The organism is Pseudomonas sp. B21-023 (assembly GCF_024749165.1).
GTDB lineage: Bacteria > Pseudomonadota > Gammaproteobacteria > Pseudomonadales > Pseudomonadaceae > Aquipseudomonas.
The window spans coordinates 1,185,379-1,207,361 of record NZ_CP087190.1 but is presented as its reverse complement, the minus strand read 5'-3'; the positions used below and the strand labels follow the sequence as shown (position 1 = coordinate 1,207,361).

Annotated in this window: 20 protein-coding genes and 1 pseudogene; 7 read left to right on the top strand and 14 right to left on the bottom strand. The window is 63.9% G+C overall.

Features of this window, described 5'->3' with window-relative positions:
• Positions 1-19: 19 nt before the first annotated feature.
• The 3 genes from LOY42_RS05520 to xerD form a co-directional block, all read right to left on the bottom strand.
• Positions 20-1,324, bottom strand: a complete 1,305-nt coding sequence (locus LOY42_RS05520; RefSeq protein ID WP_023630110.1) for a homoserine dehydrogenase — start codon at positions 1,322-1,324, stop codon at positions 20-22.
• Between the two features lie 82 nt (positions 1,325-1,406).
• On the bottom strand, positions 1,407-2,156 hold the full coding sequence (locus LOY42_RS05515) for a thioredoxin fold domain-containing protein (RefSeq protein WP_258599987.1): 750 nt from the start codon (positions 2,154-2,156) through the stop codon (positions 1,407-1,409).
• A gap of 154 nt (positions 2,157-2,310) precedes the next feature.
• Entirely contained in the window at positions 2,311-3,207 is an 897-nt protein-coding gene (xerD, locus tag LOY42_RS05510) for a site-specific tyrosine recombinase XerD (RefSeq protein ID WP_139669154.1), read from the bottom strand.
• A gap of 68 nt (positions 3,208-3,275) precedes the next feature.
• Here xerD and LOY42_RS05505 point away from each other — a divergent pair, with 68 nt between their 5' ends.
• A complete protein-coding gene (locus LOY42_RS05505; protein ID WP_139669152.1) occupies positions 3,276-5,096 on the top strand; it encodes a sodium:proton antiporter in 1,821 nt (606 codons plus the stop codon).
• 114 nt (positions 5,097-5,210) lie between these two features.
• Here LOY42_RS05505 and LOY42_RS05500 read toward each other — a convergent pair whose 3' ends face one another.
• From LOY42_RS05500 to ffh, 6 genes are all read right to left on the bottom strand, one after another.
• Complete coding sequence (locus LOY42_RS05500; RefSeq protein WP_258599985.1) at positions 5,211-5,618, bottom strand: acyl-CoA thioesterase; 408 nt, start codon at positions 5,616-5,618, stop codon at positions 5,211-5,213.
• Between the two features lie 98 nt (positions 5,619-5,716).
• Positions 5,717-6,067, bottom strand: coding sequence for a 50S ribosomal protein L19 (gene rplS / locus LOY42_RS05495; protein WP_023629812.1), 351 nt, complete (start codon positions 6,065-6,067; stop codon positions 5,717-5,719).
• Positions 6,068-6,110: 43 nt separating this feature from the next.
• Positions 6,111-6,863, bottom strand: a complete 753-nt coding sequence (gene trmD, locus LOY42_RS05490; protein ID WP_023629811.1) for a tRNA (guanosine(37)-N1)-methyltransferase TrmD — start codon at positions 6,861-6,863, stop codon at positions 6,111-6,113.
• 3 nt (positions 6,864-6,866) lie between these two features.
• Positions 6,867-7,403 carry a ribosome maturation factor RimM gene (gene rimM, locus LOY42_RS05485; RefSeq protein WP_023629810.1) on the bottom strand — a complete coding sequence of 179 codons (537 nt, stop codon included), beginning with the start codon at positions 7,401-7,403 and terminating at the stop codon, positions 6,867-6,869.
• A gap of 5 nt (positions 7,404-7,408) precedes the next feature.
• Positions 7,409-7,660, bottom strand: a complete 252-nt coding sequence (gene rpsP, locus LOY42_RS05480) for a 30S ribosomal protein S16 (protein ID WP_011535318.1) — start codon at positions 7,658-7,660, stop codon at positions 7,409-7,411.
• 233 nt (positions 7,661-7,893) lie between these two features.
• Positions 7,894-9,270 carry a signal recognition particle protein gene (gene ffh, locus LOY42_RS05475; protein WP_258599984.1) on the bottom strand — a complete coding sequence of 459 codons (1,377 nt, stop codon included), beginning with the start codon at positions 9,268-9,270 and terminating at the stop codon, positions 7,894-7,896.
• Between the two features lie 262 nt (positions 9,271-9,532).
• Here ffh and LOY42_RS05470 point away from each other — a divergent pair, with 262 nt between their 5' ends.
• From LOY42_RS05470 to LOY42_RS05460, 3 genes are all read left to right on the top strand, one after another.
• Positions 9,533-10,342 (top strand): inner membrane protein YpjD, encoded by an 810-nt coding sequence (locus tag LOY42_RS05470; protein WP_102685316.1) that lies wholly within the window; start codon positions 9,533-9,535, stop codon positions 10,340-10,342.
• Positions 10,343-10,351: 9 nt separating this feature from the next.
• Positions 10,352-11,539 carry a transporter associated domain-containing protein gene (locus LOY42_RS05465; RefSeq protein ID WP_258599983.1) on the top strand — a complete coding sequence of 396 codons (1,188 nt, stop codon included), beginning with the start codon at positions 10,352-10,354 and terminating at the stop codon, positions 11,537-11,539.
• A 240-nt stretch (positions 11,540-11,779) separates the two neighbouring features.
• The gene (locus LOY42_RS05460) at positions 11,780-13,084 is read left to right on the top strand and encodes an MFS transporter (protein WP_102682909.1); all 1,305 of its coding nucleotides are present in this window, start codon (positions 11,780-11,782) and stop codon (positions 13,082-13,084) included.
• Between the two features lie 78 nt (positions 13,085-13,162).
• Here the strand turns inward: LOY42_RS05460 and purT are convergent, their stop codons facing one another.
• The 5 genes from purT to LOY42_RS05435 all read right to left on the bottom strand — a co-directional run bounded on the left by purT (position 13,163) and on the right by LOY42_RS05435 (position 16,329).
• A complete protein-coding gene (purT, locus tag LOY42_RS05455) occupies positions 13,163-14,344 on the bottom strand; it encodes a formate-dependent phosphoribosylglycinamide formyltransferase (protein WP_198754460.1) in 1,182 nt (393 codons plus the stop codon).
• Positions 14,345-14,418: 74 nt separating this feature from the next.
• Positions 14,419-14,886, bottom strand: a complete 468-nt coding sequence (locus tag LOY42_RS05450) for a VUT family protein (RefSeq protein ID WP_023629807.1) — start codon at positions 14,884-14,886, stop codon at positions 14,419-14,421.
• Between the two features lie 86 nt (positions 14,887-14,972).
• Positions 14,973-15,167 (bottom strand): DUF1289 domain-containing protein, encoded by a 195-nt coding sequence (locus LOY42_RS05445; RefSeq protein WP_139669144.1) that lies wholly within the window; start codon positions 15,165-15,167, stop codon positions 14,973-14,975.
• Complete coding sequence (locus LOY42_RS05440; RefSeq protein ID WP_102682912.1) at positions 15,160-15,684, bottom strand: gamma carbonic anhydrase family protein; 525 nt, start codon at positions 15,682-15,684, stop codon at positions 15,160-15,162. The genes LOY42_RS05445 and LOY42_RS05440 overlap by 8 nt, the downstream gene beginning before the upstream one ends.
• A 45-nt stretch (positions 15,685-15,729) precedes the next feature.
• The gene (locus LOY42_RS05435; RefSeq protein WP_046854363.1) at positions 15,730-16,329 is read right to left on the bottom strand and encodes a CoA pyrophosphatase; all 600 of its coding nucleotides are present in this window, start codon (positions 16,327-16,329) and stop codon (positions 15,730-15,732) included.
• Between the two features lie 137 nt (positions 16,330-16,466).
• Between LOY42_RS05435 and LOY42_RS05430 the strand changes: the two are divergent.
• The 3 genes and pseudogenes from LOY42_RS05430 (at position 16,467) to LOY42_RS05420 (ending at position 21,824) form a co-directional block, all read left to right on the top strand.
• Positions 16,467-17,022, top strand: a pseudogene (locus LOY42_RS05430) (NUDIX hydrolase).
• 20 nt (positions 17,023-17,042) lie between these two features.
• Positions 17,043-17,606 carry a murein L,D-transpeptidase family protein gene (locus tag LOY42_RS05425; RefSeq protein WP_102682915.1) on the top strand — a complete coding sequence of 188 codons (564 nt, stop codon included), beginning with the start codon at positions 17,043-17,045 and terminating at the stop codon, positions 17,604-17,606.
• A gap of 222 nt (positions 17,607-17,828) precedes the next feature.
• Positions 17,829-21,824 (top strand): hemagglutinin repeat-containing protein, encoded by a 3,996-nt coding sequence (locus LOY42_RS05420; RefSeq protein WP_258599982.1) that lies wholly within the window; start codon positions 17,829-17,831, stop codon positions 21,822-21,824.
• Positions 21,825-21,983 lie beyond the last annotated feature (159 nt).

Sequence of the window (21,983 nt, the reverse complement as noted above, 5' to 3'; positions counted from 1 at the left end):
GCAGCTTGAAGCTTGCCGCTTAGTTGAGCTGTTCGACGCGGATACGCACGACCTTGCCGACCACGTCCTGGAGCGCTTCCAGGGCGACGATGGCGTCGTCGATGCGCTGCTCGACCACACGGTGGGTCAGCAGGATCATCGGTACCAGGCCATCCTGCTCCTCGGCTTCCTTCTGCATGATCGACTCGATGTTGATACCGCGCTCCGAGAGGATACTGGCGACCTGCGCCAGCACGCCCGGGTGGTCCTTGGCCTGGATACGCAGGTAGTAGGCGCTTTCGCAGGCTTCGATCGGCAGGATCGGATGGGCCGACAGCGCATCTGGCTGGAAGGCCAGGTGCGGTACACGGTTCTCCGGGTCGGAGGTCATGGCGCGAACCACATCGACCAGGTCGGCGACCACCGACGAGGCAGTCGGCTCCATGCCGGCACCGGCGCCGTAGTACAAGGTGGAGCCGGCGGCGTCGCCATTGACCATCACCGCGTTCATCACGCCATTGACGTTGGCGATCAGGCGATCGTTGGGGATCAGCGTCGGGTGCACACGCAGCTCGATGCCGTCGGCGGTGCGACGGGCCACGCCCAGGTGCTTGATGCGATAGCCCAGGGCCTCGGCATAGTTCACGTCAGCAGTGGTCAGCTGGGTGATGCCTTCGGTGTAGGCCTTGTCGAACTGCAGCGGGATACCGAAGGCGATGGACGCCAGGATGGTCAGCTTGTGCGCGGCGTCGATGCCTTCGACGTCGAAGGTCGGGTCGGCCTCGGCGTAGCCCAGCGCCTGCGCTTCGGCCAGCACATCGGGGAAGGCACGGCCCTTGTCGCGCATTTCGGTGAGGATGAAGTTGCCGGTACCGTTGATGATCCCGGCCAGCCAGTTGATGCGGTTGGCCGACAGGCCCTCGCGGATCGCCTTGATCACCGGGATGCCACCGGCCACGGCAGCCTCGAAGGCGACGATGACGCCCTTCTCGCGGGCCTTGGCAAAGATCTCGTTGCCGTGCACGGCGATCAGCGCCTTGTTGGCGGTGACCACGTGCTTGCCGTTTTCAATGGCCTTGAGCACCAGGTCGCGGGCTATGGTGTAGCCGCCGATCAGCTCGATGACGATATCGATCTCGGGGTTGCTCGCGACTTCGAACACATCAGCGGTAATGGGGGTACCGGTAATCTGGCAGTTCGGGTTCTGCGAGCGCATGGCAATCTGTGCCACTTCAATACCGCGCCCGGCACGGCGGGCGATCTCCTCGGCGTTGCGCTGAAGTACATTGAAGGTTCCGCCACCGACGGTCCCCAACCCACAGATGCCTACTTTGACCGGTTTCACTGTGAACTCCCCATAGAACGGCCGGCATCTGCGCCGACCGTGAAACATGCCGTCACCCCATGACGACGGCGTACTGAATTGATTACTTGCTCTCGGCCAGGGCCAGCTTGGCCACTTGCGGTGCCGGCTGATAGCCCGGAATCACCTGGCCATTCTGTAGAACGATCGCCGGCGTGCCATTTACACCAATCGACTGGCCCAGCTGGAACTGCTTGCTGACCGGGTTGGCGCACTTGGCAGCCTTGATCTCTTTGCCATCGACCATCTTGTCCAGCGCCGCGCGACGGTCGCTGGAGCACCAGACGGCCTGCAACTGCTCGTCGCCCGGCGAACCCAGGCCCTGGCGCGGGAAGGCGACGTAACGCACTTCGATACCGCGGCGGTTGAGCTCCGGCACCTCGGCGTGCAGCTTGTGGCAGTACGGGCAGGTGGTGTCGGTGAACACGGTGATGTGCGACTTGGTATCGCCCTTGGCCGGGTAGACCACCATCTCGCCGGCCGGAATACCGTTGATCAATTTGGCGATGCCCTGGCGCTCGGTCTTCTCGGTAAGGTTGACCGGCTTGCCGTCCTGGATCTGGAACAGGTAGCCCTGCATGACGAACTGGCCGTCGGCGCTGGCGTACAGCACGCGGCCGCCTTGCAGCTTGACCTCGTACAGGCCGTTGAGCGGACTGCTGGCAACGCTTTCGATCGGCACCTCCAACTGGAGGTTCTGCAACGATTTGCGGATCGCCTGCTCGGCACCGGCATTGCCATCGGTAGCCGCGGCAACGGCAAAGGTACTGGCCAGCGCCAAGGCGGCGGCGGCGAAAATCTGGGTCACGCGCATGGGGTACTCCTGAAGGCGGACGGGGCCGTGGGGACGTCGCCCAGCCCTGGCGGGCGGCGAACGGTCGGCCCTTGCAACAAACCGTCCAAGCCTACCACAACAGACTGGCGCAGTAGGGGTACTCAGGCACCAGTCGGCGGAACATGAACATCATTCATCCACGGGGGTGGTGTTCGGCATGCAGCTGTTGCAGGCGGGCCTTGGCGACATGGGTGTAGATCTGCGTGGTGGACAGGTCGCTGTGCCCCAGCAGCATCTGCACCACACGCAGGTCGGCGCCATGGTTGAGCAGGTGCGTGGCAAAGGCGTGGCGCAGCGTGTGCGGGGACAGCGGCTTGTCGATCCCGGCCACCCGCGCGTGATGCTTGATACGGTGCCAGAAGGTCTGGCGGGTCATCTGCTCGCCGCGCTGGCTGGGGAACAGCACGTCGCTGGGGCGGCCGCCCAGCAACTCGGCGCGGCCATCGCGCAGGTAGCGCTCGATCCACACCACCGCTTCCTCGCCCATCGGCACCAGGCGCTCCTTGCTGCCCTTGCCCATGACCCGCAGCACGCCCTGGCGCAGGTTGACCTGGTCCAAGGTCAGGCTGACCAGTTCGGTCACTCGCAAACCGCAGGCATAGAGCACTTCGAGCATGGCGCGGTCGCGCTGGCCGATCGCCTCACCGCGATCCGGGGCCTGCAGCAAGGCTTCGACATCGGCCTCCGACAGCGACTTGGGCAGTGGCCGGCCCAGTTGCGGCATGTCCACCTGCAAGGTCGGATCGACGGCGATCAACCGCTCGCGCAGCAAGTAACGGAAAAAGCCGCGCACCCCGGACAGGAAGCGCGCGGTGGAGCGAGGCTTGTAGCCTTGGTCGAAGCGCCAGGCCAGGTGATCGAGGATCAGTTCGCGGCCGGCATCGGGCAACAGCACGTGCTTTTCCTGCAGCCAGCCGTTGAACAAGGCCAGGTCACTGCGGTAGGAAGCGCGGGTGTTGTCGGAAAGCCCCTTTTCCAGCCACAAGGCATCGAGGAACTGGTCGATCAGCGGGTGGTCCAGTGCTGGCATGAAAACTCGGTGGCAAACGACGAAATGACGCTTAGTCTTTCACAACATGGCATGCAGAGGGAGCCCGCATGAACGAACAGCAGATTCTTTTGAGTGTCGGCGGCATCGGCGCGGCGGCCCTGCTCTGCCAATGGCTGGCCTGGCGCCTGAAACTGCCGGCGATCCTGTTCCTGCTGCTGTGCGGCATCCTCGCCGGGCCAGTGCTGGGCTGGCTGCAACCGCAGGCATTGTTCGGCCCGTTGCTGATGCCACTGGTATCGCTGGCGGTGGCGCTGATCCTGTTCGAAGGCAGCCTCACACTGCATTTGTCGCAATGGCGCGAGATCGGCAGTGTGGTGCATCGCCTGGTCACCGTCGGCGCGCTGAGCACCTGGCTGGTGATCGCCCTGGCCACCCACTGGCTGCTGGGCTTCGACTGGCCCCTGGCGATCCTGTTCGGTACCTTGACCCTGGTCACCGGCCCCACGGTCATCGTACCCATGCTGCGGGTGGTGCGGCCGAAGGCGGCGATCGCCAATATCCTGCGCTGGGAAGGCATTGTCATCGACCCGATCGGCGCACTGCTGGCGGTGGTGGTCTACAGCTTCATCATCGCCAGCGCCGCCGGCGAAGGCCTAAGCCACAGCCTGGCGACCTTCGCCGGGGTGATTTTCTGCGGCAGCGCGCTCGGCGCCGCTGGAGGCTGGCTGCTCGGGCAGATCATGCGCGAGCAATGGCTGCCGGAGTATCTGCACAACCTGGCGTCGCTGGCCGCGGTGCTGGGCATCTTCATCGCCGCCAACCAGATCGTCCATGAATCGGGCCTGTTGGCGGTCACGGTCATGGGCATGTGGCTGGCCAACATGCCCGGCGTGGATGTGCGGCAGATCCTGCACTTCAAGGAGAACCTCAGCGTGCTGCTGATCTCCGGCCTGTTCATCCTTCTGGCGGCGCGGCTCGACCTGCACGCCCTGCTCGCCTTGGGCCCTGCGGTGCTGGCACTGCTGCTGGTAATCCAGTTGCTGGCCAGGCCGCTGAACGTGTTGCTGTCGACCCTGGGGTCGCCGCTGAGTTGGCGGGAACGGGCGCTGCTGGCCTGGATCGCGCCGCGGGGCATCGTCGCCGCGGCGGTATCGGCCATCTTCGCCATTCGCCTGGACCAGGCCGGGCATGAGGGCGCGCTGCTGCTGGTGCCACTGACCTTTGCCGTGATCATCGGTACCGTGGTCCTGCAAAGCGCCACCGCAAGGCCCTTGGCACGCCTGCTGAAGGTGGCAGAACCGGCGCCGAGCGGGTTTCTCCTGGTCGGCGCCAACCCACCTGCGCGCGCCATCGCCAAGGCGCTGCAACAACTGGGCTGCCGGGTGCTGCTGACCGATTCAAGCTGGGAGAACATCCGCGCTGCTCGCATGGACAACCTACCGACTTATTTTGGCAACCCCGCGTCACAGCACGCCGACGCCCACCTCGACCTGGTCGGGCTTGGCCACTTGCTGGGGCTGTCGCCGGCCGGCGAGCTCAATGCCCTGGCCTGCGCGCGCTTTCGCCATGAGTTCGGCCAGGCGAGGTTGTTCGTGCTGGCCAGCGGCCTGGAGAAACAGCGCAGCGACAAGCACCGGGCCAGCGAGGAACACCGCGGGCAGTTGCTGGGGGCGAGGCCGATGACCTATGGGCAACTGGCCAAACTGCTGCACCAGGGCGCCGAGCTGTACAGCACCACGTTGACCGAGGCATTCAGCTGGAGCGACTACCAGCAGTTGCATGGCCCACGGGCGACACTGCTGTTCGCCCGGGACGGGCAAGGCTGGGTACATGTGGCCAGCCCGGATAATCCGCTCAAGCCGCAGCCTGGGTGGACACTGGTGGCACTGGTGGAGCCGGAGCTGACCGAGCAGCCTGTGGCACATTGACCTGTAGGAGCGGCCTTAGCCGCGATGAATGCGTCGCAGTGCCTGGCACCCGCGTTGCGGGTGATCGCGGCTGAAGCCGCTCCTACAGGGACGCGTCAAATCAGCGCGATGGCATCAGGCCAACGGCAGCACCGGCACCGGACGCTTGTCCTCGTCGATGGCGACGAAGCTGAACACGCCATGGATCGCCCGCTCGCGCCCATCGAGGTACATGTTCTCGACGAACACATCCACCTGCACCTGCAGACTGGTGTTACCAACCTTGATCACCGTCCCCACCAGCTCGACGATCGAGCCTGCCGGGATCGGGTGCTTGAAGTCGATGCGGTCGGTGGACACGGTCACCAGCGGCAGCCGGCAGAAACGGGTGGCGGCGATGAACGAAACTTCGTCCATCCACGCCAGGGCCGTGCCACCGAACAGGGTGTTGTGGTGGTTGGTGGTGCTGGGGAACACCGCCTTGGTCACGCGGGTCACCGACAGTTCGGTACGGCGCTGGATTTCCTGGTCTCGGGTTGTCATCTCGGAGTCACATCGCAAAGGCAAGATTCAAGACGCAAAAAAGCAGCCCGAAGGCTGCTTTTTCTCGCACGGGGCCTAGGCCACCGGACAAACTGCACTCAGGACAGTTTTTCCTTGATGCGAGCTGCTTTACCGGACAGGTCACGCAGGTAGTACAGCTTGGCTTTACGCACGTCACCACGACGTTTCACGGCCAGGCTGTCGATCTGCGGGCTGTAGGTCTGGAAGGTACGCTCTACGCCAACGCCGCTGGAGATCTTGCGCACGGTGAAGGCGCTGTTCAGACCGCGGTTACGCTTGGCGATAACGACGCCTTCGAACGCCTGCAGACGCGAGCGGTCGCCTTCCTTCACTTTGACCTGGACGACAATGGTGTCGCCTGGTGCGAAGGTCGGGATCTCTTTGCTCATCTGCTCGGCTTCGAGCTGCTGGATGATCTTGTTGGTCATGCTGTGCTCCTAAGATGGATAACGCGATCCACCATCGATACGTTTAACTATCGTCCCGCTCGCGGAGGTATTCCTCGAGCAGCTTCTTCTCTTCTCCAGAAAGCGAGCGACTTTCCAGAAGATCGGCGCGTCGTTCGAAGGTCCTACCAAGGGACTGCTTCATCCGCCATCGCCGGATATGTGCATGGTTGCCACTAAGCAACACGTCGGGTACACGCTGATCCGCATACACCTCGGGTCGGGTGTAGTGCGGGCAATCCAGCAGACCGTCGGTGAAAGAGTCTTCCTCCGCCGAGTCCACATGCCCTAAAGCTCCGGGCAGCAGCCGCGTAACCGCATCGATCAGCACCATGGCCGGCAGCTCGCCACCGGAAAGCACATAGTCGCCAATCGACCACTCCTCATCGACATGAGCCTCGATAAAGCGCTCGTCGATGCCTTCATAACGGCCGGCGATCAGGATCAACGATTCCTGTTCGGCCAAGCCTTTGACCGCCTGCTGGGTCAGCTTGCGGCCTTGTGGCGAAAGGTAGATCACCTTTGCCGCAGCTCCAGTCGCCTGCCTGGCGCTAACCAGGGCGTCTTCCAGAGGCTTGATCTTCATCACCATGCCCGGACCACCGCCAAACGGCCGATCATCCACGGTGTGGTGGCGATCTGTGGTGTAGTCCCGCGGGTTCCAGCAGGTCACTTGCAGCAACCCCTGTTTCACCGCACGGCTGGTAATGCCGTACTCCGTGATGGCCGAGAACATCTCGGGGAACAACGTGATGACTTCTACGCGAAGGCTGCCCATCGTCTAGAAATCCGCGTCCCATTCGACTCGCATCACACCGGCCTGCAGGTCGATTGCCAGCACACATTGCTCCGTATAGGGCAACAGACGCTCGCGATCATCCAGGCTGCCTGTGCAAGGCTTGACCACCATTACATCGTTCGCACCGGTCTCCAACAGGTGATCGATCGTGCCGAACAGCTGTTCGTCCTGATTGATGACCTTCAGGCCTTCCAACTGGTACCAGTAGTACTCGTCGGCTGCCAGGTTGGGCAAAAGGCTCCGCGCGATGCAGATTTCGTAACCGCTCAGAAGACGGGCTTCGTCACGATCCTCGAGGCCTTTCAATTTCACGACCAGGCCCTTTTGGGAGCCACGACCGCTGACCAGCTCGACCTGCTTTACCTTGCCTTCGTGCCTAAGCGTCCAGCGCGGATAATCCAACAGGTTTTCAATCGGATCGGTAAAGGAGTACACCTTCACCTCGCCGCGAACGCCGTGAACCGAAAAAATCTTGCCAACGACGATGAGGTCATCAGCCTTTTCTGGCGTCGCGTTCATACTGCTCAGGCTGCAGCCTTGGCAGCTTCCTTCAGCAGCTGAGCAACACGCTCAGACGGCTGTGCGCCCTGGCTCAGCCAGTAGGTGACGCGCTCTTGGTTGACCGACAGCTTGACTTCGGCGCCCGATGCGATCGGGTTGAAGAAGCCAACGCGCTCAACGAAACGGCCGTCACGGGCGTTACGCGAGTTGGTCACGGTCAGGTGGTAGAATGGGCGCTTTTTCGAGCCGCCACGGGCCAGACGAATGGTTACCATGTGAACATCGTTCCTATAGTCGGTGCTGCAAAACTGAATGCCCAATGGGCACACGGGTGCCCAAAAGGCCGCATATTCTCGGGGAATACACGGACATTTGCAAATGCCTTTTTCGGCGAGCGCTTGACCCACCGTTCAGATCTGCCGGTTAAGCCGCCATTTGGCGGCACTGTTCCCGCCGAAGCGGGGGCTGGGCGGCGGTCTTCATATTAAAGACCGCCGCCCGGATTCGCTTACATCTTGGGCATGCCGCCACCCGGCAGCATCCCACCAAGGCCGCGCATCATCTTGGCCATGCCGCCCTTGGCGGAGAATTTCTTCATCATCTTCTGCATCTGCTTGTGCTGCTTGATCAGCCGGCCGATGTCCTGCACCTGGGTGCCGGAACCGAGGGCAATGCGGCGCTTGCGCGAACCGCTGATCAGGTCAGGGTCGCGGCGTTCGGCAGGGGTCATGGAATTGATGATCGCTTCCATCTGCTTGAACTGCTTCTCGGCCGCGCCCTGGGCGTTGCCCATCTGCGACAGGTTGACGCCACCGATGCTCGGCAGTTTGTCCATGAGGCCGCCAAGGCCGCCCATGTTCTTCATCTGTTGCAGTTGATCGCGGAAGTCTTCGAGGTCGAAGCCCTTGCCCTTCTTCAACTTCTTGGCCAGTTTGTCGGCCTTTTCCTTGTCGATGTTCTGCTCGGCCTGCTCGATCAGGCTAAGCACGTCACCCATGCCAAGGATGCGCGAAGCGATCCGGTCGGGGTGGAACGGCTCGAGGGCTTCGGTCTTCTCGCCCATACCGATGAACTTGATCGGCTTGCCGGTAATGGCGCGCACCGACAGGGCGGCACCGCCACGGGCGTCACCGTCGACCTTGGTCAGCACCACGCCGGTCAGCGGCAGCGCATCGCCAAAGGCCTTGGCCGTGCTGGCGGCATCCTGGCCGGTCATGGCGTCGACCACGAACAGGGTTTCGATCGGCTTGACCGCGGCGTGCAGGGCCTTGATCTCGTCCATCATGTCGGCGTCGACGTGCAGACGACCCGCAGTATCGACGATCACCACGTCGATGAACTTGAGCTTGGCCTCGCGGATCGCCGCTTCGGCGATGGCCACCGGCTTCTGACTGATGTCGGACGGGAAGAAGGTCACGCCGATATCATTGGCCAGCGTCTCGAGCTGCTTGATCGCCGCCGGACGGTAGACGTCGGCGGACACCACCATCACGCTCTTCTTCTTGCGTTCTTTCAGGTGGCGCGCCAGCTTGCCGGCGGTGGTGGTCTTGCCCGCGCCCTGCAGGCCGGCCATCAGCACCACGGCCGGCGGGGCGGCGTTGAGGGTCAGCTCTTCGTTGGCCGCCCCCATGAGGCTTTCCAGCTCGGCCTGGACGATCTTCACGAACGCCTGGCCCGGGGTCAGGCTGCGCGACACTTCGGTGCCGACCGCACGCTCCTTGATGCTGTTGACAAAATCCTTGACCACCGGCAGGGCGACGTCGGCTTCGAGCAGGGCCATGCGCACTTCGCGCAGCGTGTCCTTGATGTTGTCTTCGGTCAGCTTGGCCTTGCCGGTGACATGGCGCAGCGTCTGTGACAGGCGGTCGGTCAGGTTTTCGAACATGGTGATCCTTTCAGGCCCAGTGAAGCCGAGGTTTTTCAGGCGCCCAGGTGGAAATGCACACGCGCTGGGCACAACAAGGCGGCGATTATAGCGGAGACTGCCTTGCGCGCACACCTTGCTCGGGACCACCGGCCAGATGCGCTGGCTATCCCTGGCCATGGCCCCGTGGTATCGGGCTTGCCCCGCGATTGATACGCAGTCTTCCTTGCCTACCGCGTTCTATGCCAAACTCCGTCCCTTTAGGGCTTGCACGCCAGGACTTATGTTCTCTTCACCCAGCCTCATCCCCAACCTGCTCGCCGCCTTCCTTTATCTGGCCGCGACCGTCTACCAGGCCACCGGCCTGGCCCGTGGCGCCCGTGCCGACAAACGGCTGCTTGGCCTGCTCGGCACCCTGGCGGTCATCGCCCAGGGCGGCGCCCTGTTCTTCCAGCTGATCACGCCCCTGGGCCTGAGCCTCGACTTCTTCAGCGCCGCCAGCCTGATCGCCGTGGCGGTGATCGGCTTGACCCTGCTAGCCTGCCTGAGCATTCCCGTGGAGAACCTGCTGGTGCTGCTGTTCCCGCTCGGTGCGGTGACCGCGCTGCTGGCCCAGTTCGCGCCCCCCGGCACGGTGCCGCTGATCAACGAAGAGCCAGGCATCCTCGCCCATATCCTGCTGTCGATCCTGGCCTACGGCCTGTTCACCATCGCCGTGTTCCAGGCCCTGCTGCTGTTGCTGCAGGACCACCAACTCAAGCACAAGCACCCGTCCGGACTGATCCGCAACTTCCCGCCGCTGCAGACCATGGAAAGCCTGCTGTTCGGCTTCCTCTGGGCCGGCTGGGGGCTGCTGTCGCTGTCGCTGATATCCGGCTGGCTGTTCCTCGACAACCTGTTCGCCCAGCACCTGGTGCACAAGACGCTGCTGGCCTGTGTCGCCTGGATCGTCTTCAGCGTGCTGCTGTGGGGCCGCACCCGCCTCGGCTGGCGCGGTCACAAGGCGATCCGCTGGACCCTGGCCGGTTTCTGCCTGCTGATGCTGGCCTACTTCGGCAGCAAGCTGGTCCGCGAATTCATCCTGCACATCTGACGGCCGCCCATGGACACTCTGCCGTACGCCCCGCTGCTCGGCATCATCACACTGGCCCTGCTGTGGTCGGCGCTGTTCACCGCGGTAGACTGCGCCCGCCAGCAGCTCAATGGCCACGGCGCCCCCACCCTGCCCGCCCAGGGCCTGGTGCTCGGCGCCAGCCTCGGCAAGTTGCTGGTACTGGGCCTGGCCTGCCTGATTGGCCAGCGCTACAGCGGTGAACACGGCTTCTGGCTGGCCGGCCTTGGCGCCAGTTTCACCCTGCTGGTGCTCGCCGACTACCTGCCGCGCCGCCTGGCACGCCGCAACCCGCAAGCCTTCCTGGACCTGGGCGGCAACCTGCTGAAATTGCCGCTGACGTTGCTGCAGCCGCTGGGCTGCCTGCTCGATGGCTGCGCCAAAGTGATCCTGCGCCCGTTCCGCGTGCAACCCACTGCGGTGGCACTGCACCCGCAGCAGGGCGACGCATTCGACGAAGACGAACCTGCCGAGACCAGCCAGCACGGCCTGCTGGAGGGCCTGCAGGCGCTGGACAAGATCACCGTCAACGACATCTTGGTACCGCGCAACGAAGTAGACGGCATCAACCTCGACGATCCCATCGAGCAGATCATCGAGCAACTGATCATCAGCCGCCACACGCGCCTGCCGGTCTATCACAACGACATCAACCAGGTAGAAGCCGTCCTCAACACCAAGCTGATCAGCCACCTGCTGCCGCGGGCAGAGCTCACCCAGGAGAAGCTCCAGGCCGCCTGCTACGAGCCCTACTTCGTGCCCGAGAGCACACCGCTGCAGATGCAGTTGCTGAACTTCCACAAGCAGCAGCGGCGCATGGGCGTGGTGGTGGACGAGTATGGCGAAGTACTGGGTATCGTCACTTTGGAAGACATCCTCGAAGAGATCGTTGGCGAGTTCGAGGACGAGCAGAACCTGGACAACCCGCATGTCCACCCTCAGCCTGATGGCCGCTTCGTCATCGAAGGGACGGCTTCGCTGCGCGAGATCAACCGTACCCTGGGCTGGCACCTGCCCTGCGACGGTGGGCCGAAAACCCTGAACGGCCTGGTCACCGAAGCACTTGAAAGCATTCCAGAAAGCGCTGTCTGCCTGAAAATTGGCAGATATCGGCTGGAAATCCTCGAAACCGAGGACAATTGCGCAAGCAAGGTACTGGTCTGGACACTGGCTCGATAGCTATACTCGGGTCACGCTTACCCAGCCCTGCCGTCCCGCCCGCTACCCGCACCCGGCGCCCGACGGCCAGTCCGCCCCACTGACACGCCCCGCGGTCCTGCTCAGCACCCCGATCAGCCACCGCTCACCGCCTATCCCCTGGGCTATCGTCAGTCGGCGACCAACAACAATACGCTCCGGCTCCCGTGTGCCCGCCACATGGGCCGTGCCCCATGGAGCATGACTGTCAGGGACCTTCGCATGACTACCAGCACCACCTACGCCGAACCTGCCTCGGCGGCCCCGGTCAACTCGCCTGCCCGGGTGGCCACTGCCAGCTTCATCGGCACCGCCATCGAGTTCTACGATTTCTACGTCTACGCCACCGCCGCCGCACTGGTGATCGGGCCGGTGTTCTTCCCGTCCGGTTCCGGCACCGCGCAAATGCTGGCGGCCTTCCTTACCTTCGGTATCGCCTTCCTCGCCCGGCCACTGGGATCGGCGCTGTTCGGCCACTTCGGCGACCGCATCGGGCGCAAGTCGACGCTGGTCGCCTCGCTGCTGCTGATGGGCGTCTCGACTACCCTGATCGGCGTGCTGCCCGGGTATGACAGCATCGGCGTATGGGCACCGATCATGCTCTGTGTGCTGCGCTTCGGGCAAGGCCTGGGGCTGGGCGGCGAATGGGGCGGCGCGGCATTGCTGGCCACTGAAAACGCCCCTGAGGGCAAACGCGCGTGGTTCGGCATGTTCCCGCAGTTGGGCCCGTCGATCGGCTTCCTCGCCGCCAACGGCCTGTTCCTTACCCTGGCCCTGGTGCTCAGCGACGAGCAGTTCCGCGAATGGGGCTGGCGCATTCCGTTCCTGCTCAGCGCCGCATTGGTGCTGGTCGGTCTCTATGTGCGCCTGAAACTCGAGGAAAGCCCGGTGTTCGCCAAGGCCGTGGCCCGCCAGGAGCGGGTCAAGATGCCTGTGCTCGAGCTGTTTTCCCAGTACTGGCTGCCGACCCTGCTGGGGGCTGCGGCGATGGTGGTGTGCTACGCGCTGTTCTACATCTCCACGGTGTTCTCGTTGAGCTATGGCGTGTCCACACTGGGCTACAGCCGTGAAACCTTCCTCGGCCTGCTGTGCTTCGCCGTGGTGTTCATGGCCCTGGCCACGCCCCTGTCGGCCTGGTTGAGTGACCGTCATGGGCGCAAGCCGGTGCTGATCGCCGGCGCGCTGCTGGCCATTGCCTCGGGCTTTGCCATGGAACCGCTGCTGACCTCGGGCTCGACCGCAGGCGTGGCGCTGTTCCTGGCCATCGAACTGTTCCTGATGGGTGTGACCTTCGCCCCGATGGGCGCGCTGCTGCCGGAGCTGTTCCCGACCCATGTGCGCTACACCGGCGCTTCGGCGGCCTACAACCTGGGCGGCATCGTCGGCGCCTCGGCGGCACCGTTCTTTGCCCAGAAGCTGGTGAGCATGGGGGGATTGAGCTGGGTGGGAGGCTATGTGTCGGCGGCGGCGCTGATCAGTCTGATTGCCGTGCTGTGCCTGAAAGAGACGCGCAATACCGAGCTTTGAATCAATCGCGGGGCGAGCCCGCTACCACGCCAGACTGATACTGGCGTGGTAGCGCGCTCGCCCCGCGATCGTTTCAGATCAGAACTCGACCTTGACCGCCTGCGAAGCCCGGGTCGCCTTGGCCCGCGCCGCCTCGACCGATTCGTCACGCGCCAGGCACACGCCCATGCGCCGAGTACCATTGATCTCTGGCTTGCCGAACAGGCGGATGGCGGTATCCGGCTCGCTCAGCGCCGCGCCCAGGTTGGCGAAGCTGGTCTGCTGCGACTGGCCTTCAGGCAGGATCACCGCCGACGCCGACGGGCCGAACTGGCGCACCACCGGGATGGGCAGGCCGAGGATGGCCCGCGCGTGCAGGGCGAACTGCGACAAGTCCTGGGAAATCAGGGTCACAAGGCCCGTGTCGTGCGGGCGTGGCGACACTTCGCTGAACCACACCTGGTCGCCCTTGACGAACAGTTCCACACCGAACAGGCCACGGCCGCCCAGCGCGTCGGTGACCGCCTGGGCTACACGCTGCGACTCGGCCAACGCCTTCGGGCTCATGGCCTGGGGCTGCCAGGACTCCTGATAGTCGCCCTTTTCCTGTCGGTGGCCGACCGGCGCGAGGAAGGTCGTGCCATCGACATGGCGCACAGTGAGCAGGGTGATCTCGTATTCGAAGTCGATGAAGCCTTCGATGATCACCCGCCCCTTGCCGGCACGGCCGCCTTCCTGGGCATAGTCCCAGGCTTTCTGCAGGTCATCGGCGCTACGCAGCAGGCTCTGGCCCTTGCCGGACGAGCTCATCACCGGCTTGACCACGCACGGGTAGCCCAGGTCGGCCACCGCCTTGCTGTAATCCTCGAAGGTGTCGGCGAAATGGTACGGCGAGGTCGGCAGGTCCAGCTCTTCGGCAGCCAGGCGACGAATGCCTTCGCGGTTCATGGTCAGCTGGGTGGCGCGGGCGGTGGGGACGACGTTGAAGCCTTCGCTCTCGAGCTCGACCAGCGTGGCGGTGGCAATGGCTTCGATCTCGGGGACGATGTAATGCGGTTTTTCCGCCTCGATCACTGCGCGCAGGGCCACGCCATCGAGCATGTTGATCACATGGCTGCGGTGCGCGACCTGCATCGCCGGCGCATTGGCGTAGCGGTCCACGGCGATCACTTCGACGCCCAGGCGCTGCAGCTCGATCACCACTTCCTTGCCCAGCTCGCCGCAGCCGCACAGCAATACACGGGTCGCGGTGGGCGACAGTGGGGTTCCGATACGGGTCATTTCAGGTCCTCGAAGGCGTCCGGGGCCGCGCCACGCTGGCTGCCGCCCGCTGAAAAATGGACCGGTATTCTACATCAGGATGTGGCCACCGCGCGCCGTGCCCGCCAGGCCATGATCAACCACACCGCGGTGACCCCGGCGAACTTCGAGGCCATCGCCGTGCCGATCACTGCAGGCGTCAAGGCACCGATCATGCCGAAGAAGATGAAGGTGTCCACCGGGATGCTCAGCGCCGAGCTCAGCCACAGGCGGTCGCGCAGGGGGCGCCGGGTAACGCTGAACACCAGCCAGTCGATCAGTTCGGAGACGAAGAACGCGGTCGCGCTGGCCAGGGCGATGGCAGGCTCGGAGGTGATATAGGACAGCACCAGCGCCACCAGCATGGCCAACAACGCGCCATGGCCGTAGCGGGTCTGCACCATGTCGCGCAGGATGAACACCAACCCGCCCCAGGCGGACCAGATCACGTCCAGGTGCGGCGCACTGGAGAAGGCGAAGTTGATCAGCACCACGCTGCTGATGTAGGCGATGAGATAGAACATGATGGGTGTTCGGATTGGGCAAGCCGGACAGATTAGCGTCGCCCCCTTCGCGGGGCAAGCCCGCTCCCACGGCTGTTCGACAGGTGCTACAGACCGATGATCAACCCGGCCGCCAGCGCCCGCTCATGGCAGCGCTGCAACACCTCGCGCCGCTCGGCATTGTCCATGCGCCCCCAACGAGTGATCTCGCTCACCGTACGCTGGCACCCGGTGCAGATATCCTGCTCGTCCAGCGCGCAGACATTGACACAGGGCGAGGCCACGGGCCGCTCGTCACTCATCGTCGCTCACCAGGTCACGGGCATAGCGCTGGGCATTGTGCACATAATGGGCGGCGCTGGCCTCGAGCATGCGTTTCTGCTGCTCGGTCAACTCGCGCACCACCTTGCCCGGCGACCCCATCACCAGCGAGCCGTCGGGAATCTCCTTGCCCTCGGGGATCAGGGCGTTGGCGCCGATGATGCAGTGCTTGCCGATACGCGCCCCGTTGAGGATCACCGCATTGATGCCGACCAGGCTGTAGTCGCCGACCGAGCAGCCATGCAACATGGCGTTGTGGCCGATGGTCACGCCGCGACCGAGGGTCAGCGGCGAGCCCATGTCGGTGTGCATCACCGTGCCGTCCTGGACGTTGCTGTCCTCGCCGATGTCGATCAACTCGTTGTCGCCGCGCAGCACCGCGCCGAACCACACGCTGGCCCGGGCCTGCAGGCGCACCTTGCCGATCAGCGTGGCAGTGGGCGCGGCCCAGCTCTCGGGATGCGCTTCGACGCGCAGGTCGCCCAGGCGGTATTTCATGTGTCGCTCCTCACGGTTGAACGCCAGTGGCGGGGTGTGCCCCGCTCAGTTCTCGATGAAACGCTCGGGGGGCTGGTGCAAGCTGATGCCCGCATCGAACAGCAGGTTGACCAGTTCGACGATCATGATCGCCGAGAGCCCCCAGATCTTGTAGTCGCCGTAGCGGTAGCTGGGCACGTACCAGCTGCGGCCCTGGTAGTCGATGCGGTGGGTGTGCTCGCGGGGGTCCTGGCGGAAAAACGCCAGCGGCACACTGAACACGGCGGCGATTTCCGCGTCGTTGGCGCGGTACTCGACATAGTCCGGGATCAAACCGACGAACGGCGTCACCTTCAGGCCGTGCAGCGAGATCAGCGGGCTGAGCGGGCCGATGACTTCGACCAGCCCGGGCGGCAGGCCGATTTCCTCCTCGGCTTCGCGCAGGGCCGTGAACACCAGGTCTGGGTCCTCAGGGTCGCGCCGCCCGCCCGGGAAGGCGACTTCACCACCATGGGTGGACAGGCCCTTGGCGCGCAGGGTCAGCACCAGCTCCGGCTCCTCGCTGCGGGTAATGGGCAGCAACACCGCCGCTTCGGGGAAACGGCGGTCCGTCTCCGGTGATGCGGGGGTATGGTTGCTCATTCGGCGAAGAAGCTCGTCCAGCATTACGCACTCTCGTGTCCAAGGCCTGCCCTGCATGATGCACCAAAGCCGCGAGGCACCCAAGCCCCGCCCGCAGGCCGCTTGCGATAAGCGGGCCGGGCGCGCCAAGATAGCCCGACCCCACTGGAATGAATGAAAGCATGAAATTCTGCAGCGCGTGCGGCCAACCGGTCACCCAGCGGATCCCCGAAGGCGACAGCCGCCTGCGGTATGTCTGCGATCATTGCCAGACGATCCACTACCAGAACCCCAATATCGTCGCAGGGGTCTTGCCTACCTGGGGCTCCCAGGTACTGCTGTGCCGCCGGGCGATAGAACCGCGCCGAGGGTTCTGGACGCTGCCCGCCGGCTTCATGGAAAACGGCGAGACCCTCGATGCCGCCGCCCGTCGCGAAACCGTCGAGGAAGCGTGCGCGCGGGTCGGAGAAACCTGCCTGTACCAGTTGTTCGACCTGCCGCACATCAACCAGGTGCACGTGTTTTTTCCGCGCCGAACTGGCCGATCTGGACTTTGCAGTGGGCATCGAGAGCCTTGAAGTACGCTTGTTCGAAGAGCACGAGATCCCCTGGCGCGAGCTGGCTTTCCGCACCGTCACACGCACACTAGAATGCTATTATCGCGACCGCGTCAGGCAGCACTATCCGATTGGCCATGAATACCTGCCGCCGATGAACGTCACGTCGTCCACCACCTAAGTTTTCAGGGATACGGTTTCATGCGCTGGCTGCTTGCCCTCTTCTGCCTCAGTGTCGCCTCGGTGTCGCAAGCCGCCTTCACCGAGACTATCATCCGCAAGACGCCGTCGGCCGCGCCGTCGCCGGTCCAACCCGCCACCACTGGCACCCAGCAAGAGCGGCTGATCGACAAGGTGCTGGTGATCAAGTCCGAGCGCCGCCTGCAACTGATCAGCCGTGGCGAGCCGCTCAAGACCTACCGCATCTCCCTGGGCAAGCAACCCAAGGGGGCCAAGGCCCGCGAAGGCGACAAGAAAACCCCGGAAGGCCTGTACTGGCTCGACTGGCGCAAGGTCAGCGACCGCTACAACCTGGCCATGCACATCTCCTACCCGAATATCACCGATGCCGCCAAGGCGCGCAGCGAAGGTGTTGCCGCTGGCAGCATGATCATGATCCACGGCACGCCGATCAACGAGGAGTACCCCGAGTGGTATTTCCATACCCTCGACTGGACCGAGGGCTGCATCGCCATGCGCAATGACGACATGCGCGAAGTATGGAGCATGGTCAAGGACGGCACGCTGATCGAAATCCGCCCCTGAGCGCTCACCGGTGGCACCAAAGGCCTGTCCTGCTCACGCGTGACAGGCCTTTCTTTTTTAGTGCCCGACCCCTTTCGCCACACCACCGCTCCCTTTTCCTACAGTTAGGATCGGCTCATTCCCTGCGGCATAGTGGCGTTGAGCCACATAAATGCCATCACTGACATTCTTAGAATTCCCGCAGCTGATTTCACGATTTCGTACATCACTTGCGAGGTTTTCATGCAAAATCCTGTCTCCAAGACCAGACCCGACCCCCTGCGCTGGGCTGTCTTCCTTGCCCTGCTGGGCAGCACCCAGGTTCAGGCGCAAGGCGCCCTGACACCGACACCGGGCCCTGGCGGCACCCCGATCATCGACAACAGCCATGGCGTCCCGGTCATCGACATCGTCGCGCCCAATGCCAGCGGCCTGTCACACAACCAGTTCCTCGACTACAACGTCGGCAAGCCAGGCCTGGTGCTGAACAATGCCCTGCAGGCCGGGCAGTCGCAGCTGGCCGGCCAGTTGGGCGCCAACTCGCAATTCCAGGGCCACGCCGCCTCGACCATCCTCAACGAGGTAGTCGGCCAGAACGCCTCGCGGATCGAAGGGGCTCAGGAGATCTTCGGCCAGAAAGCCGATTACCTGCTCGCCAACCCCAACGGCATCACCCTCAACGGCGGCAGCTTCATCAATACCACCCGCGCCGGCTTCCTGGTCGGCAAGGCGGACATTCACGACGGGCAGATCAGACACCTCGACAGCCGTGACGCCAGCGGCACGCTGAATGTGTTGGGCCGCGGCCAGAGCAACGGCGCAGGCGCCCTGGACCTCATCGCGCCGCGTATCGACACCACTGGGCACCTGTTCGCCAAAGGGCAGCTGAACATGACCATCGGCCACAACCTTGTCAACGCCAGCAGTCGCGAGGTGCTCGAACAGCTCCCCGCCGCCACCTCCATCGATGCCAACCTGCTTGGCGCCATGCAGGCCGGGCGCATCCGCATCGTCAGCACCGCCGAAGGCGCCGGTGTGCAGGTCGGCGACAAGGAGCTGCGCGCAGATCGCGACTTGATCATCCACTCCGCGGGCGACCTTAAAGTACAGGGCAATGACAAACGCCAGGCCAGCCTCGTAAGCAAGACCGGCAAGCTGGACCTGAAAGCCGATGGCGACCTGCAGCTTACCCATGCTCATGGCAAGGCCAGGCAGATCGAGGTACACGCCGGTAAAAAACTGACCCTGGATACCGCCACCCGCGAAAAGGTGACGGACGATCCGGTCAACTGGTCGAAGCAATGGCTGTTCATCCCCACCGAAAGCCATAACGGCAAGACCACGCAAACCAGTCGCCAGCAACTGAGTAGCCGCCTGGTGGCCGAGGACAGCCTGAACCTGTCGGCCGGCAGCGACCTGCACCTTACGGCCGCGCACCTGGAAGCGGACAACGCCCTGCAACTGCGCAGCGGTGGAAAGATGACGATCGACGCTGGCGTGGACACGCTCGATATCGCCGAGCAGTCCACCCACAGGCGCTACCTGGACCGCACCGATATCGACAGCCAGGCACACACCGAGCAGGTCAAGGCCAGCACCCTCAAGGGCAGCACTCTCATCGCCAGCGCCGGGGCCGACATGCAGATCTCCGGCGCCCGCCTCGAGGCGCGCAAGCAGGTCGAACTCGACGCCAAAGGCGCTCTGCAGATTGAAAGCGCCGTGGAAAATGACCATGCCCGGCTCACCACGGGCAAGCGTGCGTTCGTGGCCAGCGCCGGCAAGGACGCGCCGGACTCGCAGCAGTACACGGCCAAGTTCGGCTACGAAAAACTGCAGAGCGACGAGCAGACCACTGCGACACGCCAGGTCGCCAGCAGCATCAGCGCGGGCTCCGTCTCGCTGCGCAGTGATCGTAAACTGACGCTCAGTGCTTCGAACGTGCAGGCAAGGAAAGACCTCATGCTGGCCGCCAGCGAAGTCGAATTGGCGGCAGCCCACGACACCCAGGCCAGGCATACCCTCGATACCCGTACAGCTGCCGCGCTGAGTGTCACCGGCGGTTCCGACCGTGTAGGCCTTGGCATCGACGGCTATCATGGCCCGGCCGCCGTGCTCGAACGCGAAACCACGACTCGACGAAGCCATCTGTCAGCAAGCGGCGATCTGCACATCGACACCGCGCAACTCACCACCACCGCTGCTCAGCTGAATGCGGGACGCACCTTGAAAGTGGACGCCGAGCGCATCGACAACCGTGCGGCAGCCGACACCAAGGTCCGTGAAACCACGCTCACCAAATGGGACGGCGGCCTGAGCGTCGGCATCGACTACAAGTACCTCAGCGATCACGTCAAGCACTTGTTCACTGGCAAGAAAGCCGAAGACGAAGCGGCCTCACCAAACGCTGGCGCTCAACTCTCGCTCCAGCACACCTCGCGCGTGCACAAGGACACCAACAGCACCGCGCAGGTCACGAACTTCGACGGTGGCAACATCTCCATTCGGGCCGATCAGCTCATGGATGAAGGTAGCGCCTACAAAGCCAGGGCTGGGAGCCTGCGCATCGAGGCTGGAGAACACCAGATGCTGGCCGCCCGGGATCAGAGCAGCAGCGAAATACGCAACACCACGGGTGGCGGCAGCCTGCGTGTGAGCACCACCACCGGAACGGATGTCAACGCAAGGCTTGAAGGTCATGGCGACTCCCTGAGCCAGCTGAAACAGACCACGACAGCCCGCGTCGGCAGTTTGCAGGGCAGCCAGGGGGTCCAGGCAGAACTCGAACGTAGTGGTCACTATGAGGGTGCCCGCTTCGACGGCGGCAACGGCGCGGTCAGCCTGCGCAGTGGCGGCGACCTGACACTCGCAGCAGCCCATGATCACAACACTGAACACACCACCACGCTGGACGCCGGATTGGCGGTCAAGGCCGGCACCGGCCTGCTAGGCCCCAACGGCGGCCTGGACGGTAATCTCAAGCGCCACAGCCTGGAAACGCAGCACAGCCAGGCACGGGTCGCACAAATCGATGGCAAAGGTGCCGTGGAACTGACCAGTGGCGGTGATATGCGCCTTGAAGGCACGCGCATAGGCAGCCGTGCGGGCACCGGCGACATTACCCTGCACAGCGAAGGCAGGCTGAGCGTGACAGCCGCCAGCGATACCCGCCAGAGCCTGGGCAAGACCTGGGGCGGCAAGCTGAATGTCGACGGCAGCACTACCGGTGGTGGCTTGGGTGGCAAAGGCACCTTCGGCTGGGTCAATGAGCAGGCCAGCACAGCCATTGGTGCGCAGTTCGACAGCAAGGGCTCGGTGCAGATTACCAGCTTCGCCCATGACGATACCGCGCTGCAGGTACAAGGGCTGCAAGCCAACGCCAAACGGATAGGCCTGGACGCCCGCAATGGTGGCCTGCTGGTCGAGGCAGCCAGCAACACCGAGCGCCACGACAACCTCGACGTTACCATTGGTGGCGGCCTGAAGGTCAATGCCATGGACATTGGGGGCATCAACGCCCAGGTCAAGGTCGGCCTGGATAAACGCGACAACACCACCTGGCATGACAGCAAGCTGCGCGCCGACCTGATCGACTTGCGCAGCCAGGGCGATACCCGCATCGAAGGCGCACAGCTTGAGGCGCAGGCAATCGAAGGCAAGATCGACGGCAACCTGCGGGTGGCCAGCCGTCAGGACCAGGTCGACAGCGTAAAGCTAGAGGTCGACGCCAGTCTCGCCCAGAAGCAACCGGCAGCATCCGAGACTGAAACCCCGGCCTCGCTGGCGAGCGTTTTCGAGGGCGGCAACATCACGGAAATCGCCGGGGCGCTGTGGAACAAAGTCACCGCGAAATTTACCCCGTCGGTCAAGATGGAATACGCCAAGCGCGACAACGACACCGTCAGCCAGCAGACGCTCCTGTCCGGCACGCAGGGCATCGATCTGCAGGTAGCTGGCGACACCCGCCTGGTCGGCGCCACGCTGCAGGCGGCCGATGGCCAGGTCGAACTCGGTGGCGGCGCGGTCTCCCGCGACAACCTGAGCGGTCGGGACTACGCCAAGGATGTGAAGGTCGACGTCGATTTGTCCACGGCTGGCCTTGCCAGTACCGCCTATTCGTACCTCTCGAACCTGATCACCGGCAGCACCGACAAGGCTGACGACCACAAGGCGTACAGCAACACCGGTCACGACCGCACTAGCGAGTATGTCTCGCAGATAAAGGAGAGCCGCCAGCGCTGACGCTTGCCAGGCAGCGGCCTGTGGGTCGCTGCGCCTCCCACACGGATTCTGCGGGAGCGGGCACACCCGTTCCCACAGGGGCATCGGACCGAACCCCATGAACGCACCGATCTTTTCCTCCCATACTTTCCGCCCATCAAGCGCAGGCATACGCCACAT

What these genes read in the sequence shown, in the direction of transcription:
- LOY42_RS05515 (WP_258599987.1), bottom strand. Translation starts at nt 2,156, where the DNA reads ATGCGCGTGACCCAGATTTTCGCCGCCGCCGCCTTGGCGCTGGCCAGT.
- xerD (WP_139669154.1), bottom strand. Translation starts at nt 3,207, where the DNA reads ATGCCAGCACTGGACCACCCGCTGATCGACCAGTTCCTCGATGCCTTG.
- LOY42_RS05505 (WP_139669152.1), top strand. Translation starts at nt 3,276, where the DNA reads ATGAACGAACAGCAGATTCTTTTGAGTGTCGGCGGCATCGGCGCGGCG.
- LOY42_RS05500 (WP_258599985.1), bottom strand. Translation starts at nt 5,618, where the DNA reads ATGACAACCCGAGACCAGGAAATCCAGCGCCGTACCGAACTGTCGGTG.
- rplS (WP_023629812.1), bottom strand. Translation starts at nt 6,067, where the DNA reads ATGACCAACAAGATCATCCAGCAGCTCGAAGCCGAGCAGATGAGCAAA.
- trmD (WP_023629811.1), bottom strand. Translation starts at nt 6,863, where the DNA reads ATGGGCAGCCTTCGCGTAGAAGTCATCACGTTGTTCCCCGAGATGTTC.
- rimM (WP_023629810.1), bottom strand. Translation starts at nt 7,403, where the DNA reads ATGAACGCGACGCCAGAAAAGGCTGATGACCTCATCGTCGTTGGCAAG.
- rpsP (WP_011535318.1), bottom strand. Translation starts at nt 7,660, where the DNA reads ATGGTAACCATTCGTCTGGCCCGTGGCGGCTCGAAAAAGCGCCCATTC.
- ffh (WP_258599984.1), bottom strand. Translation starts at nt 9,270, where the DNA reads ATGTTCGAAAACCTGACCGACCGCCTGTCACAGACGCTGCGCCATGTC.
- LOY42_RS05470 (WP_102685316.1), top strand. Translation starts at nt 9,533, where the DNA reads ATGTTCTCTTCACCCAGCCTCATCCCCAACCTGCTCGCCGCCTTCCTT.
- LOY42_RS05465 (WP_258599983.1), top strand. Translation starts at nt 10,352, where the DNA reads ATGGACACTCTGCCGTACGCCCCGCTGCTCGGCATCATCACACTGGCC.
- LOY42_RS05460 (WP_102682909.1), top strand. Translation starts at nt 11,780, where the DNA reads ATGACTACCAGCACCACCTACGCCGAACCTGCCTCGGCGGCCCCGGTC.
- purT (WP_198754460.1), bottom strand. Translation starts at nt 14,344, where the DNA reads ATGACCCGTATCGGAACCCCACTGTCGCCCACCGCGACCCGTGTATTG.
- LOY42_RS05450 (WP_023629807.1), bottom strand. Translation starts at nt 14,886, where the DNA reads ATGTTCTATCTCATCGCCTACATCAGCAGCGTGGTGCTGATCAACTTC.
- LOY42_RS05445 (WP_139669144.1), bottom strand. Translation starts at nt 15,167, where the DNA reads ATGAGTGACGAGCGGCCCGTGGCCTCGCCCTGTGTCAATGTCTGCGCG.
- LOY42_RS05440 (WP_102682912.1), bottom strand. Translation starts at nt 15,684, where the DNA reads ATGAAATACCGCCTGGGCGACCTGCGCGTCGAAGCGCATCCCGAGAGC.
- LOY42_RS05435 (WP_046854363.1), bottom strand. Translation starts at nt 16,329, where the DNA reads ATGCTGGACGAGCTTCTTCGCCGAATGAGCAACCATACCCCCGCATCA.
- LOY42_RS05425 (WP_102682915.1), top strand. Translation starts at nt 17,043, where the DNA reads ATGCGCTGGCTGCTTGCCCTCTTCTGCCTCAGTGTCGCCTCGGTGTCG.
- LOY42_RS05420 (WP_258599982.1), top strand. Translation starts at nt 17,829, where the DNA reads ATGCAAAATCCTGTCTCCAAGACCAGACCCGACCCCCTGCGCTGGGCT.